Source organism: Pseudoxanthomonas sangjuensis (assembly GCF_010211755.1).
In the GTDB taxonomy this organism is placed as follows: domain Bacteria; phylum Pseudomonadota; class Gammaproteobacteria; order Xanthomonadales; family Xanthomonadaceae; genus Pseudoxanthomonas_A; species Pseudoxanthomonas_A sangjuensis.
The window spans coordinates 80,090-95,341 of the sequence record NZ_PDWR01000006.1 but is presented as its reverse complement, the minus strand read 5'-3'; the positions used below and the strand labels follow the sequence as shown (position 1 = coordinate 95,341).

At 69.8% G+C, this 15,252-nt stretch carries 9 protein-coding genes; all 9 read right to left on the bottom strand.

Annotated features, from left to right (window positions below; translation table 11 throughout):
* Positions 1–63 precede the first annotated feature (63 nt).
* On the bottom strand, positions 64–882 hold the full coding sequence (locus CSC71_RS04680; RefSeq protein WP_162373188.1) for a fumarylacetoacetate hydrolase family protein: 819 nt from the start codon (positions 880–882) through the stop codon (positions 64–66).
* A gap of 139 nt (positions 883–1,021) precedes the next feature.
* Complete coding sequence (locus CSC71_RS04675) at positions 1,022–3,568, bottom strand: glycoside hydrolase family 9 protein (RefSeq protein ID WP_211367861.1); 2,547 nt, start codon at positions 3,566–3,568, stop codon at positions 1,022–1,024.
* A gap of 123 nt (positions 3,569–3,691) precedes the next feature.
* Positions 3,692–3,946 (bottom strand): hypothetical protein, encoded by a 255-nt coding sequence (locus tag CSC71_RS04670; protein WP_162373187.1) that lies wholly within the window; start codon positions 3,944–3,946, stop codon positions 3,692–3,694.
* Positions 3,943–5,412: a mannitol dehydrogenase family protein gene (locus CSC71_RS04665; protein ID WP_162373186.1), complete on the bottom strand. Its 1,470-nt coding sequence runs from the start codon at positions 5,410–5,412 to the stop codon at positions 3,943–3,945. Before CSC71_RS04665 ends, CSC71_RS04670 begins: the two co-directional genes overlap by 4 nt.
* A gap of 3 nt (positions 5,413–5,415) precedes the next feature.
* Positions 5,416–8,046 (bottom strand): beta-glucosidase, encoded by a 2,631-nt coding sequence (locus CSC71_RS04660; protein WP_425501921.1) that lies wholly within the window; start codon positions 8,044–8,046, stop codon positions 5,416–5,418.
* A gap of 59 nt (positions 8,047–8,105) precedes the next feature.
* On the bottom strand, positions 8,106–9,773 hold the full coding sequence (locus CSC71_RS04655) for a glycoside hydrolase family 43 protein (RefSeq protein ID WP_162373184.1): 1,668 nt from the start codon (positions 9,771–9,773) through the stop codon (positions 8,106–8,108).
* Between the two features lie 5 nt (positions 9,774–9,778).
* Complete coding sequence (gene manD, locus CSC71_RS04650; RefSeq protein WP_162373183.1) at positions 9,779–11,047, bottom strand: D-mannonate dehydratase ManD; 1,269 nt, start codon at positions 11,045–11,047, stop codon at positions 9,779–9,781.
* A 23-nt stretch (positions 11,048–11,070) separates the two neighbouring features.
* Positions 11,071–13,032 (bottom strand): sialate O-acetylesterase, encoded by a 1,962-nt coding sequence (locus CSC71_RS04645; protein ID WP_162373182.1) that lies wholly within the window; start codon positions 13,030–13,032, stop codon positions 11,071–11,073.
* A complete protein-coding gene (locus CSC71_RS04640; RefSeq protein ID WP_162373181.1) occupies positions 13,029–15,239 on the bottom strand; it encodes an alpha-glucuronidase family glycosyl hydrolase in 2,211 nt (736 codons plus the stop codon). The genes CSC71_RS04645 and CSC71_RS04640 overlap by 4 nt, the downstream gene beginning before the upstream one ends.
* Positions 15,240–15,252: the final 13 nt, after the last annotated feature.

Sequence of the window (15,252 nt, the reverse complement as noted above, 5' to 3'; positions counted from 1 at the left end):
AGTCGCCGGCGCGCGCATCCGGCGTCGAGCGGTGCTCGCGTGGTTTGGGGCAGTGTCCACGGGCTATCGCACCGGGTTTTCCAGCACCAGCCCGCCGATGTCGACGTGCACGACATCGCCGGGCTGCAGGCTGAAGTCTTCGCCCGGCACGATGCCGGTACCGGTGAACAGGAAGGCGCCGTGCGGGAAGCCCAGTTCGCGGAACAGGTACTCCGCCAGCTCCTCCAGCGTGCGCTTGATCTGCGATGTGCGGGTGCTTCCGGCGAACACGCTGGCGCCGGCGCGCACGATGTCCAGCGCGATCGGCAGGTCGCGCAACTGCGCCGGCCCGCACAGGCGGATGCCCGAGCCCATCGCGCAGGCGCCGTCGTAGACCTTGGCCTGCGGCAGGTACAGCGGATTCTCGCCTTCGATGCTGCGTGAAGAGACATCGTTGCCCGCCGTGTAGCCGACGATGTTGCCGGACGCATCCAGCACCAGCACCAGTTCCGGTTCGGGCACGTTCCAGGCGCTGTCGCCGCGAATGCGGATCGGCTGGCCGTGGCCCCTGGCGCGCCAGCCACAGGCCTTGAAGAACAGCTCCGGGCGCGGCGCATCGTAGACGCGCACGTACACGTCGCTGCTCTGCGATTCGGCTTCGCGCGCCAGGCGGCTGCTCAGGTAGGTCACGCCGCTGGCCCATGCTTCCTGCGCGTCCTCGATGGGCGGCAGAAGCGGCGCGCTCGCGGTTCCCTCGCAGCGCAGGCGCGACAGGGCCGCGCGCGCTTCGGACGGCGGCAGCGCCAACCAGTCGGCAAGGCGGAAATCCGGTGGCAGGTAACGGCCATCGAGCGCCCAGCGTGCGCCGTCGGCGACGGCATGGCGGGTCAGTGTGGGAAACATGCGCAACCTCGTGTTGGCGCCACCATCCGGGACGATGATGCGCGCATTGCCTGCAGGGAAGCTTGTCGCTTCGCGCCGATCCGCCGCGAGGCCGATGGCGCGTGACGCCGATGCCCGATGCCCGTCGCAGCAGCGGCCTTCACTTTTCCTCCAGCATTTCGCGCACCGCATTGGCCAGATAGAGATAACTGCCGCCCAGGTTCACCACATATTCGTTCTGGCCCCAGAAGAACGGCCAGTTGGTGCGGTTCTCGGGCAGGTCCGGCGGCAGCACCAGCACGCCCGGCACCACGCCGCCGGCGATGTAGGAGAAGTCGGCGCGGTTCATGCCGTAGGCGACCAATTGGGACTTCGCGCCGACGGCGGAAACGAAGGAATGGCTGGCGCCCGGATGCGCGCCGAACAGATAGCCCAGGCCGCGATACACATCTTCCGCGCCCAGCAGGTCGGGGAAGGTGCGGCGCAGGTAATCGTTGGCGATGGCCTGTTCCACCACCGCGCCATTGCCGGCCCAGCCGGCGCGCGTGATGACCACGCCGAAGGGGTTCTCCTGCTGGCTCTTGCGCAACCCGGCGACATAGGCCTGCGCCAGTTCGCGCAGCTTCGCCTTGTACGCGGCGTCCATCGCCGGCAGCGCGCGCACCGCGGTCGCGACGTTGTCGCCGAAGAAGCGCGCGCCCACGTCCGGCAACAGCGCGGCCACGCGCTTGGCGTATTTGTCCTGCTTCGTGGTCAACAGCAGTTCCACCGCGGCCTTGAACTCCTCGTCGGCCAAGCGCCCGCCGGTGGTGTTGCCGAAATGGTAGGGGTAAGGCGGGTGCGACTGCTCTTCGTCCCACACCTTGCGGGCCGTGCACAGCGCTTCGTCCGCCAGCGCCTCGTCGTAGCCACGCAGTGCGCGACTGGCGGCGGCGAGGGCCGCGGCCGATCCGTAATCCAGCGCCGAAGCGCGGGTGGTGAAGGCCCAGCGGTCGTCGAATTCGCCGCTGCGCTCGCCTTCGCGCCGGGTCACCAGCCGCTCCGGCGACGGCGATTGGGTGACGGGCGCAAACATCTTGCCGGGCCGGCGCTGCGCCGCATGCGGATCGAGCGACCTGTCGTAGACCAGGCCATCGGTCTTGCTCAGCGCATCGCCCAGGTGCGGGTACTGGTACAGGTGCGCTTCGACGATGCCGTGGATGGCATGGCCGACGGCACGGTACTGGCCCAGCAGGTAGAGCGTGCCGTGTTCGATCTGCTGCAGCAGGTCGGGTTTGCCGTCGGGCCGGTGCAATTCGACGTAGCGCGCGGACTGGCTGATGGTGGTGGCGTCGCGCTCCGGACGGAACCGTTCCCACACCTGCACCAGCGAGTCGACCAGGTGGTACTGGGTCTGGGTACGGATGTCGAAGTCGCCCGCGTCGAGCCAGCCGCCCTTGTTCAGGCCGGGAATATGCTCGAAGGGCGCGAATTCCGTATCCGTCTGCGCGCCCATTGCGTACAGGTCGAAGTGTCCGTAGTCCGGCGGCGCCTGCAAGGCATCGTCCAGATGCGATGCGCCATGCCAGGTGCGATAACCTTCGCGCACCCGCACGTGGTCCATCTGCACCGGCAGGTACACGTCCAGGGTCGGATGCCAGACATCGGCGTAGACATCCGCGTCGATGCGGAACACCCCGCTTTGCTGCGCGCCGTAATCGATGCGGTACAGGCCGGCTTCGCGCACCTGCGAGAAATCGAACTGCAGGTAGCGGTAACGCAACCAGCGGCCCCAGTCCCTGGCCGGGCCTTCGAACACGGCCCTTTCAGCGCCGTCGGCTTCGATCTTCACCAGTCGCGCACTGGCCTTCGGCGTGTCGTTCCGGTCGAGCTCGATCAGCGCGACCTTGTCCTGCGCCGGATGGTAGCCGACCTGCGAATGCGCGATGACCGGCGCACGCAGCCAGTCGGGCGCGGTGTCGACTTTCACCTTCCACTCGACCGCCTTGCCGGTCTTCCCCGCCGGCAACGGACTGCGCAGCACGTACCAGCCGTTCTGCGCCTTGTTGCGCCCGTCGTACAACTGCAGCGGCGTGTCGCCCCGGGACTCGACGGTGATGCGATGCATCGGATCTTCCGGCGCCAGCACGATGCGCCGGCCGCTGGCGAACGCACGCGGCTCGGTCGCGCCACTGGCGTTGGTATCCATCAGCGCCGAAGGATGGCGCGGGAACAACCCGGTTTTTCCATCGGCCAGGTAGCTCTTGCCGAAATACGCCACCGGCACGAATTCCAGGTTGAAGCCGGCGCGACCTTCCAGCGCCCTGGGCAGCGGCTTGTCCAGCAGCACGCGCAGCACCACGCCGTCGCCATCGGCCTGCACCTCGACGCGATAGTCGAAGTCGAACTGCGGGTAGCGCATCTTCGTCTCGATGCGCTGGCGCTGCGCGTCGACCTTGCGTTCGACCAGTTCGGCGATCGCATCCCACTGCTCCGGGGTGCGGTTGAGGCGCACGTCGCCGTTGGTGGCGGTGCGTTCGCCGTGATGCACCAGTTCCACGCCGCCGGTCTTGGCGTCGTTGAACAGGCCGCCGGGCTTGCCTGCGAAAACCAGCACTTCGGCGCCGCGCGCCTCGAAATATTCCTGCTCGTTGAGGCGCAGGTCCTGTGCCTGCAACGTCGCGGGGAACAGCAGGATCAGCCACGGCATCGCGTTCTTGTTGCGCATCGTCTCGTCCGGTTTCCTGTTGCGGAATCGGCGTGCCTGCCGGCACGCGCGAATCGGATGGTAGCGCTACCATTCCATTGCCCAATGATGCCTTTTCCAGGCGGAAATGCTTGCTGCATCGTGTCAATCGACCACCGCATGGAGTTTCAGATGCAATCGATCTTCCGCGCGATCCTGGTCCCGGCCTCCTGCTGCAGGCGGCATGCGCGACTTCGGCACCGCAGCCGGAATCGCCGCCATCGGCAAGCTCACCGCGCACGACGAAGCCTTCCATCGCCCGGTCAGCGCCAGGAGCGTGGGGTCTTGGTTCCCGTGGCAATGATCGAGACTGTTTCGATCATTGCCATCGCGAGCGCATGGATGGCAATGGTGGGTCATGTCCCTCCCCATGCCAGTGCCTTCATCACCGATTGCGGCGTGGCGTCGCCGAGTCGGGCATAGGCGTTGCGCAGGGCCGCGACGAAACGGGCTTCCCCGCGGATGCCGGCGAACACGGCATCGAGCTTGAGGAAGGCATCGACATCGTACCGCGCATTGCCATTGCATGACGTGGCGATCGACACCAGCACGTCACCGAGCGGGTCGACCAGGGCCACGCCGGCGTTGGCCTGCCGGCGCACGAAATGCAGCCACGCCGCGACCGGCAGGCACAGCGCGTCGATGCCGCGGCCCGCGGCCAGCGCGTCGGCGATCGTGCCGAAGATGCGCACCGGCAGCTTCTGCGAGCCGTCCCAGGCGATCTGCGTGAGCTTGTGCGCGATCGCCGGGTTGCGGAAGCGTTCGAGGATCGCATCGATGTAGGCGGTGGCGTCGAACCCCGCCGGCGCGGCGAGGCCGGGTGCGACGTGTTCGCGCATCAGCCGTTCGATGAACCCGGCCAGCCGCGGTTCGCGCATCGCTTCGGCAACGGTCTCGATCCGCAGCAGCGAACCGAGGTAGGCCAGCGCCGAGTGCGGGCCGTTGAGCAGGCGCAGCTTGGCGCGGTCGTAGCCGGCGATGTCGTCGCTGATCGTGGCGCCGGCCTTCTCGAACGCCGGGCGGCCGTTGCGGAAGTCGTCCTCGATCACCCATTGCGCGTAGGCCTCGCGCTGCACCGGCCAGGCGTCGCCGCAGCCGAGCTGCGCCGAGACGCGCCCGCGCAAGGCATCGTCGGTCGCCGGGGTGATGCTGTCGACCATCGAGCGCGGAAACGCGACCTCGCACTCGATCCAGCCGGCGAGGCCGGCGTCGAGCCGGCGCGCGTACTGCAGCACCGCGCGGCGCAGCTTGCCGCCGTTGTCGGCCAGGTTGTCGCAGCTGAGCACGGTGTACGCCGCCAGGCCGGCCCTGCGGCGCGCGGACAGCCCGGCGACGACGAAGCCGATCGCGCTGCATGGCGCGTCCGGCATCGCCAGGTCGTGGACGATTTCCGGATGGGCGAAGTCGAGATCGTCGCCGGCCAGGCAATAGCCTTTTTCGGTGATGGTCAGGGTGACGATGCGCACCGCCGGGTCGGCCAGCCGGGCCAGCACCGCGTCGCGCTCGTCGCGCGCGGCGAGGATCTCGCGGATCGATCCGATCACGCGCAGCCGCGTCGCTTCGCCGAGCAGGGCCAGCGTGTACAGCCCGTCCTGCGGGCGCAGCGCATCGCGTACCTCGGTGCTGTGCAGCGAAACCGCGCAGATCGCCCAGTCCGGCTCATCGGCGAGCAGGTCGTCGAGGTACGCCGCCTGGTGCGCGCGGTGGAACGCGCCGGGACCGAAGTGGACGATGCCGACGCGGGTGGCCGCGCGGTCGTAGCGCGGGCGCGCGACGCTCGCGGGCACGGCCGCGAGGGTGGCGTCGGAAAGCCGGCCGGCCCCCATGCGCTACTTCACCGTGAACCGTTGCGTCGCGCGGATGTCCGCGCTCGACGCGCCGACCTGCACCTCGTACTCGCCCGGGTCGACCACGTAGCGGCCGGCCGCGTCGTCGTAGACGCGCAGGTCGGTTCGCGGCACGAGCGGAAACGACAGTTCGCGCTCCTCGCCCGGCTGCAGGTGCACGCGCTGGAAGCCGCGCAGTTCCTTCGCCGCCCGCTCGCGCCGCGGCTCGATCGGGCGCAGGTACAACTGCACCACTTCGTCGCCGGCGCGGTCGCCCGCGTTGCGCACGCGGACCGAGACGGTCGCCTGCCGGTCGGCGTCGATGCGGCGGCCGTCGAGGCGCAGCTTCGCGTACTCGAAGCGCGTGTACGACAGGCCGTGGCCGAACGGATACAGCGGTTCGCCGGCGAAATAGCGGTAGGTGCGGCCGCGCATCGAATAATCGTCGAACGCCGGCAGCCGTTCGTCGGCCTTGTAGAAGGTCACCGGCAGGCGCCCGGCCGGGTTGGCATCGCCGAACAGCACGTCGGCGACCGCACTGCCGCCGCGCTGGCCGGGATACCACGCGACGAGGATCGCCGGCAGGTTCTGCTTCGCCCAGTCGATCGCCAGCGCCGAACCGGTGGTCAGCACCGCCACCACCGGCTTGCCGGTCGCGTGCAGCGCCTCGAGCAGCTTGCGCTGCGTGGCCGGCAGGCGCAGGTCGGTGCGGTCGCCGCCGGCGAAGCCCGGATAGTCGACGCGCATCTCCTCGCCCTCGACGTCGCCGGTCAGGCCGCCGACGAACACCACCGCGTCGGCGCTGCGCGCCGCTTCCAGCGCCTGCTCGAACGGCGGCTGCGCGCCGGGCCGCGCCCAGGCCAGGCGCACCGCCGAATCGCGCTCGTTCTCGTAGTACTCCAGGCGGATGTCGTAGGCGCGGCCGGCCTCCAGCGCGACGGTGACGCTGTCCGCACGCAGGCGCTCGGCATCCTCCCAGTGGTCGATGAGCCGCTTGCCGTCCAGGTACAGGCGCATGCCGTCGTTGGCCGCGGCCTCCAGCCGGTACTGGCCGCTCACCGGTGGCAGCAGCTGGCCGCTCCAGCGGATGCCGAAACCGTCGTTGGGCACGGCGTTGTCCGGACCGGCCTCGCCGCGTGCCATCAGGTTGTCGGTGGGCGAACCGCGGTCCCAGCGGAACGCGATCTGCGGGTCCACGCGCACGAGCACCGGCTTGCCCGACAGGTCCTTGTTGCGGAAGTACTCGCCGCGCAGGCCGCGCTCGCTGGAACCGGGCTCCGGTCGCAGGTACTGCGCTTCGATGAGCGGCGTGGCCGCCGGGTCGTCGCGCCCCTCGACCAGGTCGACGCCGCGCGCGTAGACCACCTCGGCATCCGGCAGCGCTTCGCGGATGCCGCGCAGGATGGTCACCGGGTCGGCCGGCGTGCCGTAGTAGTTGCCCAGCAGCGCCATCACGTCGTCGGCGGTCGGGCCGATCACCGCGACGCGCCTGAGCCGCTTGGACAGCGGCAGGATGCCGTCGTTCTTCAGCAGCACGATCGATTCCTGCGCGGCGCGGCGCGCCAGCGCGTCGTGTTCCGGTGCCTGGTTGACCGAGTACGGGATCTGCGCCCAGCGCACGTCCTCCGGCGGGTCGAACATGCCCAGCCGCATGCGCGCGGCGACCAGCCGCTGCAGCGACGCGTCGAGCTCGGCCTCGGTGATCAGGCCCTGCTTCACCGCCGCCGGCAGCGCCTTCGCGTAGCTGTTGCCGCAGTTGAGGTCGTCGCCGTTCTTCACCGCGAGCGCGACGGCTTCCTCGACGGTGGCGACGATCCTGTGGCGCTTCCAGATGTCCTCGATCGCCCAGCAGTCGGACAGCACGTAGCCCTTGTAACCCCAGTCGCGGCGCAGCACGTCCTGCAACAGGAACTTGCTGGCGCTGGCCGATTCGCCGTAGACGCGGTTGTACGCGCCCATCACCGCGGCGACCTGCCCTTCCTTGACCAGCGCCTCGAACGCCGGCAGGTAGGTTTCGTACAGGTCGCGCTTCGACGGATGCACGTCGAAGTGGTGGCGGTCGGCCTCGGGGCCGCTGTGCACGGCGAAGTGCTTCGCGGTGGCGTCGAGCTTGCGGTACTTGGGATCGTCGCCCTGCAGGCCGCGGACGAAGCTGACGCCCATGCGCGACGTGAGATACGGGTCCTCGCCGTAGGTCTCCTGGCCGCGGCCCCAGCGCGGGTCGCGGAAGATGTTGATGTTCGGCGACCAGAAGGTCAGGCCCTGGTAGCGGCCGTGCTCGCCGCGGCGCAGGGCTTCGTGGTGCTTGGCGCGCGCCTCGTCGCTGATGGTTTCCGAGACCTCGTCCATCAGCGGCACGTCGAAGGTCGCCGCCAGCCCGATCGCCTGCGGGAACGAAGTCGCCGCGCCGGCGCGGGCCACGCCGTGCAGGGCCTCGTTCCACCAGTCGTAGGCGGGGATGCCGAGCCGCGGGATCGCCGGGTTGTCGTGCTGCATCAGCGCGGCCTTTTCCTCCAGCGTCAGTCGCGCGACCAGGTCGGCGGCGCGTTCCTCGAAGCCGCGCGCGGTGTCGAGGTAGGCCGGCTTCGGATCCGCCGCTTGCGCGATGGCCGGCGCCGATGCGGCGCACGACAATGCGACGAGGATGCCGGCCGCCATGGATTTGATCACGATGCCCATCTCCGCTCCCGTGGTTACTCGGATTCCTCGCTGCGCGCGTACGGCCCCAGCGTCGCGCCGACGAAGCCGCCGGCGACGTCGGTGCTGAGGATGGTTCCGTCTTCGCCCTGCCGCAGCCATCGCCAGCCGTCGCCGTCGTCGTAGCCGAACGAATACGCGCCTTCGTTGCCGGCGATCTTCAGTTTCAGCGTCTTGCCCGCCGCGAGCGTGGCCGTCGCGATGGTCTCGGCCGGCTTGCCGGCGCTCTTTTCCAGGAACAGCTGCGCCTTGCCGCCTGCGGTGCGGCGCACGCCGAGGAAGTACCAGTGCGCCTCGTTCTGGAACGCGGCGATGCCGGCGGCGACGCCGGGCCGCGCCGGCACGTCGAGCGCGGTGCTGGCCTCGAAGACCAGGTGCTGCTGGCGACGGGCGAGGAACGAAGGGTTGCGCAGCGTGTCGAGGTTCTCGGCCAGCGGATGGATGGTCAACGCACCGGGCCTTGCGGCGAGATCGGCCCACGCGGTCTTCGGCACGCGCACCCGCAGCCAGGCGCGGTCGAGTCGTGGCTGGTCGAATTCGTCGCGCCAGGCGAAGTTGCCGCTCAGCGGCGCCTGCCGCGCCGCGCCCTGCACCCATGACGGCGCCGGCGCCACGCGCGGGATCGCGCGGCCGTGCTCGAGGATGGTGGGCCAGCCGTCCTTCCATTCGACCGGGAGCAAATACGTTTCGCGCCCGGTGTTGTAGTGCGTGCCGCCGTAGTTGCGGCTGGCCAGGAACACCGCCCACCACCGGCCGTCCCTGCCTTCGACCAGGTCGGCATGGCCGGCGTTGGTCACCGGTTCGGCGCGATCGTCGGGCAGGTCGCGCTGGGTCAGGATCGGGTTGTGCTCGTAGGGAACATACGGCCCCCACACGTTGCGGCTGCGCGCGACCACCTGCGAATGCTGCGGGCCGGTGCCGCCCTCGGCGCAGGACAGGTAGTACCAGCCGTCGCGCTTGTAGAGGTGCGGGCCTTCGATCCAGATCGGCTTCTGCGCGATGTCCATGCCGCCATTGACGACGACCTTCGCTTCGCCGGCCGGCTGCAGTTTCTCCAGGTCGAATTCGCGCAGCCAGATCGCACGATGCCCGTCGTACAGCGGCTCGCCTTCCGGCGCGTCGTTGTTGAGCAGGTAGGCCTTGCCGTCGTCGTCGAAGAACAGCGAGGTGTCGATGCCGCCGACCGTCGGCAGCCATACCGGCTCGGACCACGGCCCCGCCGGATCCTTCGCGGTGACGATGTAGTTGCCGCCGCTGTCGACCGCGGTGTTGAGCACGTAGAACGTGCCGCCGTGGAACGAGATGGTCGGCGCGAACACGCCACGCGACAGTTGCAGGCCGTCGAAGTCCAGTTGCGAAGGCCGGTCGATGACACTTCCGATCTGCCGCCAGTGCACCAGGTCGTCGCTTTCGAACACCGGGATGCCGGGGAAGTACCCGAACGTCGAGTTGACCAGGTAGTACTTGTCGCCGGCGCGGGCGATGCCCGGGTCCGGATGGAAGCCGGCGAGGATCGGGTTGCGGTAGTGGCCCGGCGGCAGCGGCTGTTCGAAGGCCGCATCCTTGCCGACATATTCGAACCAGTCGAATGCGACCGCCTGTTGCGCCCATGCGGCGGGCGCGGCAAGCAATAGCGACAGCAATGCGAATCCTGCGGTTCGCATCGGTCTCACCAATCCCACATCGAGCCGTCCTGCAGCCGCGCGATCGGCAGCTGCTTCGGCGAATACGGGTACTTCTTCGCCAGCTTCTCGTCGAGGGCAACGCCGTGGCCCGGCGTGTCGCCGACGTGCAGGCGGCCGTCGCGGAATTCGTAGTCGTGCGGGAACACCGCGTCGGTTTCCCCGGTATGGAACATGTATTCCTGGATGCCGAAGTTCGGCGCCCAGGTGTCGAAGTGCAGCGCCGCGCCCATCGTCACCGGCGACAGGTCGGTGGCGCCGTGGAAGCCGGTGCGCACCTGGTGCAGCGCGGCGAAGTCGGCGAGGCGGCGGATGTGGCTGATGCCGCCGCCGTGCACGATCGTCGTGCGGATGTAGTCGATCAGCTGGTTCTCGATCAGGTGCTTGCAGTCCCAGATCGAGTTGAACACCTCGCCGACCGCGAGCGGCGTGACCGAGTGCTGGCGGATCAGCTCGAACGAGTGCTGGTTCTCGGCGGGCGTGGCGTCCTCCAGCCAGAACAGGCGGTACGGCTCCAGGCTCTTCGCCAGCCGCGCCGCCTCGATCGGGCTGAGCCGGTGGTGCACGTCGTGCAGCAGCTCGACGTGGTTGCCGTGGTCCTTGCGCAGCCGTTCGAACAGCTTCGGCGCCACTTCGAGGTAGCGTGGCGTGTTCCACACGGTCTCCGCCGGCAGCTCGCTCTCGGCCGGCTCGTAGCCCCTGGCGCTGGAAACGCCGTAGGCCTTCTTCACCCCCGGCACGCCGCACTGCGCGCGCACCGCGAGGAAGCCCTGCTCGATGAAACGGCCGACCGCGTCGCTGGCCTCGGCGATGTCGCGGCCGTTGGCGTGGCCGTAGACCAGCGCGCCCTCGCGCGAGCGGCCGCCGAGCAGCCGGTAGATCGGCAGCCCGGCCATCTTGCCGAGGATGTCCCACAGCGCGACGTCGACCGCGGCGATCGCGCTCATCGTCACCGGGCCGCGCCGCCAGTACGCGCCGCGATAGAAGAACTGGAAGATGTCCTCGATGCGGCCGGCGTCGCGGCCGATCAGGTTCGGGACCAGGTGGTCCTGCAGGTACGAAGCGACCGCGAGCTCGCGGCCGTTGAGGGTGGCGTCGCCGAGGCCGGTGACGCCCGAGCGCGTGGTGATCTTCAGGGTGACGAAGTTGCGCCCCGGGCAGGTGACGATGACCTTCGCGTCGACGATCTCGCGGTCGCGCACGGAGCCGTGGGTGGCGGTTTCGCTGGCGGCGTTCTTGCCGGTTTGCTTGCTCATGGATGCGCTCGCGGGGAATGCGGTCAGGGAACCTCGAGTTCGAACGGCCCGGCCGGCAGGCCGTCGCCGTCGAACAGGGTGACGATGGGGCTGTCGGCCCAGGCATGGCGGACGCGCGTCGGGTTCGCGACCGGCGCGCGCAGCACGACTTCGCCGGCGCCGCGGATTTCGGCATCGGCGTAGCGGCACGAGCCCGGCCCGCTGCCGCACAGTTCGAAGCCGATCGGCTTGTCGTAACCATAGGCAACGAGCCTGCCGGCGACGTCGCCGAACGCCACCACGACCGCGTCGCCTTCCCGCTTCGCCGACAACGGCACCGGGCCGGTCTCGGCGATCTTCTCGCCGTAGACCACGCGGCGCGCGGCGCGGGCCAGGCGGCGGCCGAGTTCCTGCTTGTTCGCCGGATGGATGTCGTAGCGGTCGCCGATGTCGATCGCGACCGCGAGCCCGGTGCGCGGGTCCTCGGCGGCGACTTCGCGCTGCACCTCGCGCAGTTCGGCCCAGCCGCTTTCGGTCGGCCGGGTCGGCGCAGGGCCGAAGTTCGCCAGTTGCACGACGAACAGGGGCAGGTCCTTGCCGAAGTGCGCGCGCAGGTCGTCGCGGTAGGCGCGCAGCAGGTCGCGGTAGGCCGCGGGCTGGCCGGTGTTGGATTCGCCCTGGTACCACAGCGCGCCGCGCAGGCCGTAGCCGACCAGCGGCGCGACCATGCCGTTGAACAGCGTGGTCTTGCCCGACGCCGACATCCACGGCGCCAGGGGCGGCGTGCCGACCGTGTCCGGCACGATGCGGTATTGCCAATGGCCATCGAGCGGGATCGACGTGCCATCGGCGAAGCGCAGCACGCGCGAAGACGACGGCCCGGTGATGCCGCCGAACACGTAGGTGTCCAGCACGTTGACCACCAGCGTGTTGTCGCCTTCGTGCAGCAGCCCGCGCGGCAGCGGATACTTGCGCGGTTCGCCGATGTAGGCGCTGCCGACGCCGCGGCCGTTGACCCAGGTCATGTCGACCTCGTCGACCGTGCCCAGTTCCAGCACCGCGTCCTGCGCGGCCTGCGCCGCGCTCAGCTCCAGCGTGGTGCGGTACCAGAGCATGCCGTTGAATTCGGCCAGCTCCGGCACGCCCCAGCCTTCCCATGCGCCGAGTTCGCGCGGCGCGGCGCGCCACGCTTCATCCGGCGCGGACTTGCCGGGCGCGTAATCCGCGCGCCACGGCTCGTCGCCCGGCGCCACGCCGGGCCGCCCGCGCCACCACCTCGCCCAGACTTCGCCCCAGTTCGCGGCCGCCGCGAGCGGATCGTCCGCGTACTGCGCGAGCACATCCAGCGCATCGTCGTAGCCGCCGAGCCTGCGCAGCGACTCCGCGCCGATCCATGCCTCGATCCGCGAACCGCCCCACGACGAATTGACCAGGCCCATCGGCACGTCGACGGACTTCTGCAGCTCGCGGGCGAAGTAGTAGCAGGCCGCGGAGAATTCCGGCACGTCCGCCGGCGTGGTCTTCTGCCACCGCACCGGCAACTCGAAGTGCTCGCGCGGGGCCACGCTTTCCTTCAGCCCGACCTTGAGCAGGCGGATGCGGTCGTTGTCCGCGTCCTGGATCTCGGCGCGGGAATTCAGCGTGCGCTTGACCTGCAGTTCCATGTTCGACTGCCCGGAGCACAGCCATACGTCGCCGACCAGCACGTCGCTCGCCGTCTGCGTGGCGCCGCCGGAATGCGCGGTCAGCGTGTACGGGCCGCCCGCCCGCAACGCCGGCAGTTCCGCCCGCCAGCGGCCCTGCGCATCGGCGCGGGCCTGCACGCGCTTGCCGGCGAGCGAGACCGTCACGTCCGCATCGGGCTGCGCCCGGCCCCAGACCGGGATCGGCCGGTCGCGCTGCAATACCGCGTGGTCCTGGAACATCTCGTGCAGCAGCGGCGCATCGGCCGCGCGCGCGGCGAACGGGGCCATTGCTGCCAGCAGCAGTGCCAACGTCTTGTTCATCGTGAATGGTTTCCTGGAGCGAACGGGAACGACAGCGACTCGTAGTAGTCGAGCTTGTGCGCCGGCGGCGCGTGCCCGGCCGGCAACGGCAGGCCGTTGAGGCTCTGCCAGTAGGCGATGCTGGCGTCGCGCCACCACTGCGCCTCCTTCTGCTGGATCGCGAGGAAGGCGGCGACCTGCGCGTGGCGCTCGGCATCGACATGGCCGCCGAGGCCGCGCCACGTGGCGCGCATCGCCTTCACCTCGTCGACGCCGCGGTCGTAATGCGCGACCAGTTCGTCCCACAGCGGCCGGCCCGACTTCATCCGGTGATCCCACGGCACGTGGTGGAACCAGAGCAGGAACGGCTCCGGCGTGCTGGCGACATCGGCGAATTCGCGCGCGAGCGGCGCGGCGTACTGGGCCACCGCATTGCTGCCCCCGGGCCCGCGCTCGAAGCCGATGCCGCCCGCGTCGGCGCGGTGGTAGTAGACCGGATTCCATTCGGGACGATCGAGGTCGGCGACCCACGGCGCGGGACCGTAGTGGTGTCCGGTGCCCATCAGGTGGGCGAGGCCGAGCGGGGTCATGTAGTCGACCACCGCCTGGTGCGAACGCATCATCATCCCGACGACGGGTTCGACCAGCGCCGGGTCGTTCGAGAACGTCATCCGCACCCAGTCTTCGGCGATGTCGCGCGACGACGCCTGCGGATCCCACGCCAGCCGGCCGAACGCGTACCAGTTGGCCTGGTCGAAGATCGAGCCGCTCCAGTTGCGGTCGGTGCCGATGTTGGCGACGCCGGCCATCGCGGTCAGTTCGTGCCCGAACAGCGAGCCGTCGACCACCTTCGCCACGGTCGAGCCCTTGCCCCTGGCGTACGTGTCGGCGCGCAGCGTTTCCTCGTACATCGGCCCGAGGTAGGCCAGGTGGGTGGCGAAGCCGAGGTATTCCTTGGTGATCTGGAATTCCATCGCCAGCGGCGTCTTCGGCATCGCCCCGAACAGCGGGTGGAACGGCTCGCGCGGCTGGAAGTCGATCGGGCCGTTCTTCACCTGCACCATCGCGTTGCGATGGAATTCGCCGTCGAGCGGCACGAACTCGTCGTAGCCCTGCCTGGCGCGGTCGTCGCGGTTCTCGCTCTTGTAGACGAAGGCGCGCCAGAACACCACGCCGCCGTGCGGGGCCAGCGCGTCGGCCAGCACGTTGGCGCCGTCGGCGTGGCTGCGGCCGTAGTCCTGCGCGCCGGGCTGGCCTTCGGAATTGGCCTTGACCAGGAAGCCGCCGAAATCGGGGACGTAGCGGTAGATCTCGTCGACCTTGTCGCGCCACCATCGCCGCACCTGCGGATCGAGCGGGTCGGCGGTCTTCAGCCCGCCGATCTCGATCGGCGCGGAAAACCGCGGCACCAGGTAGACGCGGATGCCCCAGGCGCGGAACACGCCGGCGAGCGCCGCCACCTTCTCCAGGTACGGCGCGGTCAGCACGTCGGCGGTGTCGCTGCTGACGTTGTTGAGCACGGTGCCGTTGATGCCGATCGAAGCGTTGGCGCGCGCGTAGTCGGTGTAGCGCGGATCCAGGTAGTCCGGCAGCTTGTGCCAGTCCCAGATCGATTCGCCGGCGTAGCCGCGTTCGACGTGGCGGTTCAGGTTGTCCCAGTGGTTGAGCAGGCGCAGCTTCACCCTCGGCGCGTCGCGCAGGTCGAGCCCGGCCGGCGCCTGGCCGGTCTGCAGCAGGCGCAGGAAACGGAACGCGCCGTACAGCGCGCCGAGGTCGCTGTGGCCGGCCACGACCGTCGCCGCATGGCCGTCGATCTCCACGCTGCGGATCAGGTAGCCCTCGTCGCCGAGCGCGGCGGTGTCGAGCCCGAGCCGTGCGATCGCCGGCTGCGAGACGGGCGTGCCGACGACGATGGCGCCGTCGCGGGTCGCCGCCGGCGACGGTTCCGGCGCCGCTCCGAGCAGCCCGGCGAGGCCGCGCTGCAGCTCTTCGCGCGTCGCCCGCTGCGTCGGCGTGGCGTCGGCAACCACCAGTTGCGCCGCCGCGGCGCGCCAGGCTTCGGCCTGCTGCGCCGGCAGCGGCTTGTAGCGCGGCCACAGCGCGTAGCCGTCCTCGGCCTGCGCCGGAAGCGCAGGCGCTGCCGCGGCCAGCAGCAGCGCGGCGCAGGCGGCGGCACGGCGGCAGGTCCGGCGCAGGCGTTCGCCGGCCGTTGCCGTTATCGCTAACATGGGGCAAATTTCC

Bases quoted from the DNA above. Each gene is read 5' to 3' on its own strand.
- CSC71_RS04680 (WP_162373188.1), bottom strand. From the start codon at position 882: ATGTTTCCCACACTGACCCGCCATGCCGTCGCCGACGGCGCACGCTGG.
- CSC71_RS04675 (WP_211367861.1), bottom strand. From the start codon at position 3,568: ATGCGCAACAAGAACGCGATGCCGTGGCTGATCCTGCTGTTCCCCGCG.
- CSC71_RS04670 (WP_162373187.1), bottom strand. From the start codon at position 3,946: ATGACCCACCATTGCCATCCATGCGCTCGCGATGGCAATGATCGAAAC.
- CSC71_RS04665 (WP_162373186.1), bottom strand. From the start codon at position 5,412: ATGGGGGCCGGCCGGCTTTCCGACGCCACCCTCGCGGCCGTGCCCGCG.
- CSC71_RS04655 (WP_162373184.1), bottom strand. From the start codon at position 9,773: ATGCGAACCGCAGGATTCGCATTGCTGTCGCTATTGCTTGCCGCGCCC.
- manD (WP_162373183.1), bottom strand. From the start codon at position 11,047: ATGAGCAAGCAAACCGGCAAGAACGCCGCCAGCGAAACCGCCACCCAC.
- CSC71_RS04645 (WP_162373182.1), bottom strand. From the start codon at position 13,032: ATGAACAAGACGTTGGCACTGCTGCTGGCAGCAATGGCCCCGTTCGCC.
- CSC71_RS04640 (WP_162373181.1), bottom strand. From the start codon at position 15,239: ATGTTAGCGATAACGGCAACGGCCGGCGAACGCCTGCGCCGGACCTGC.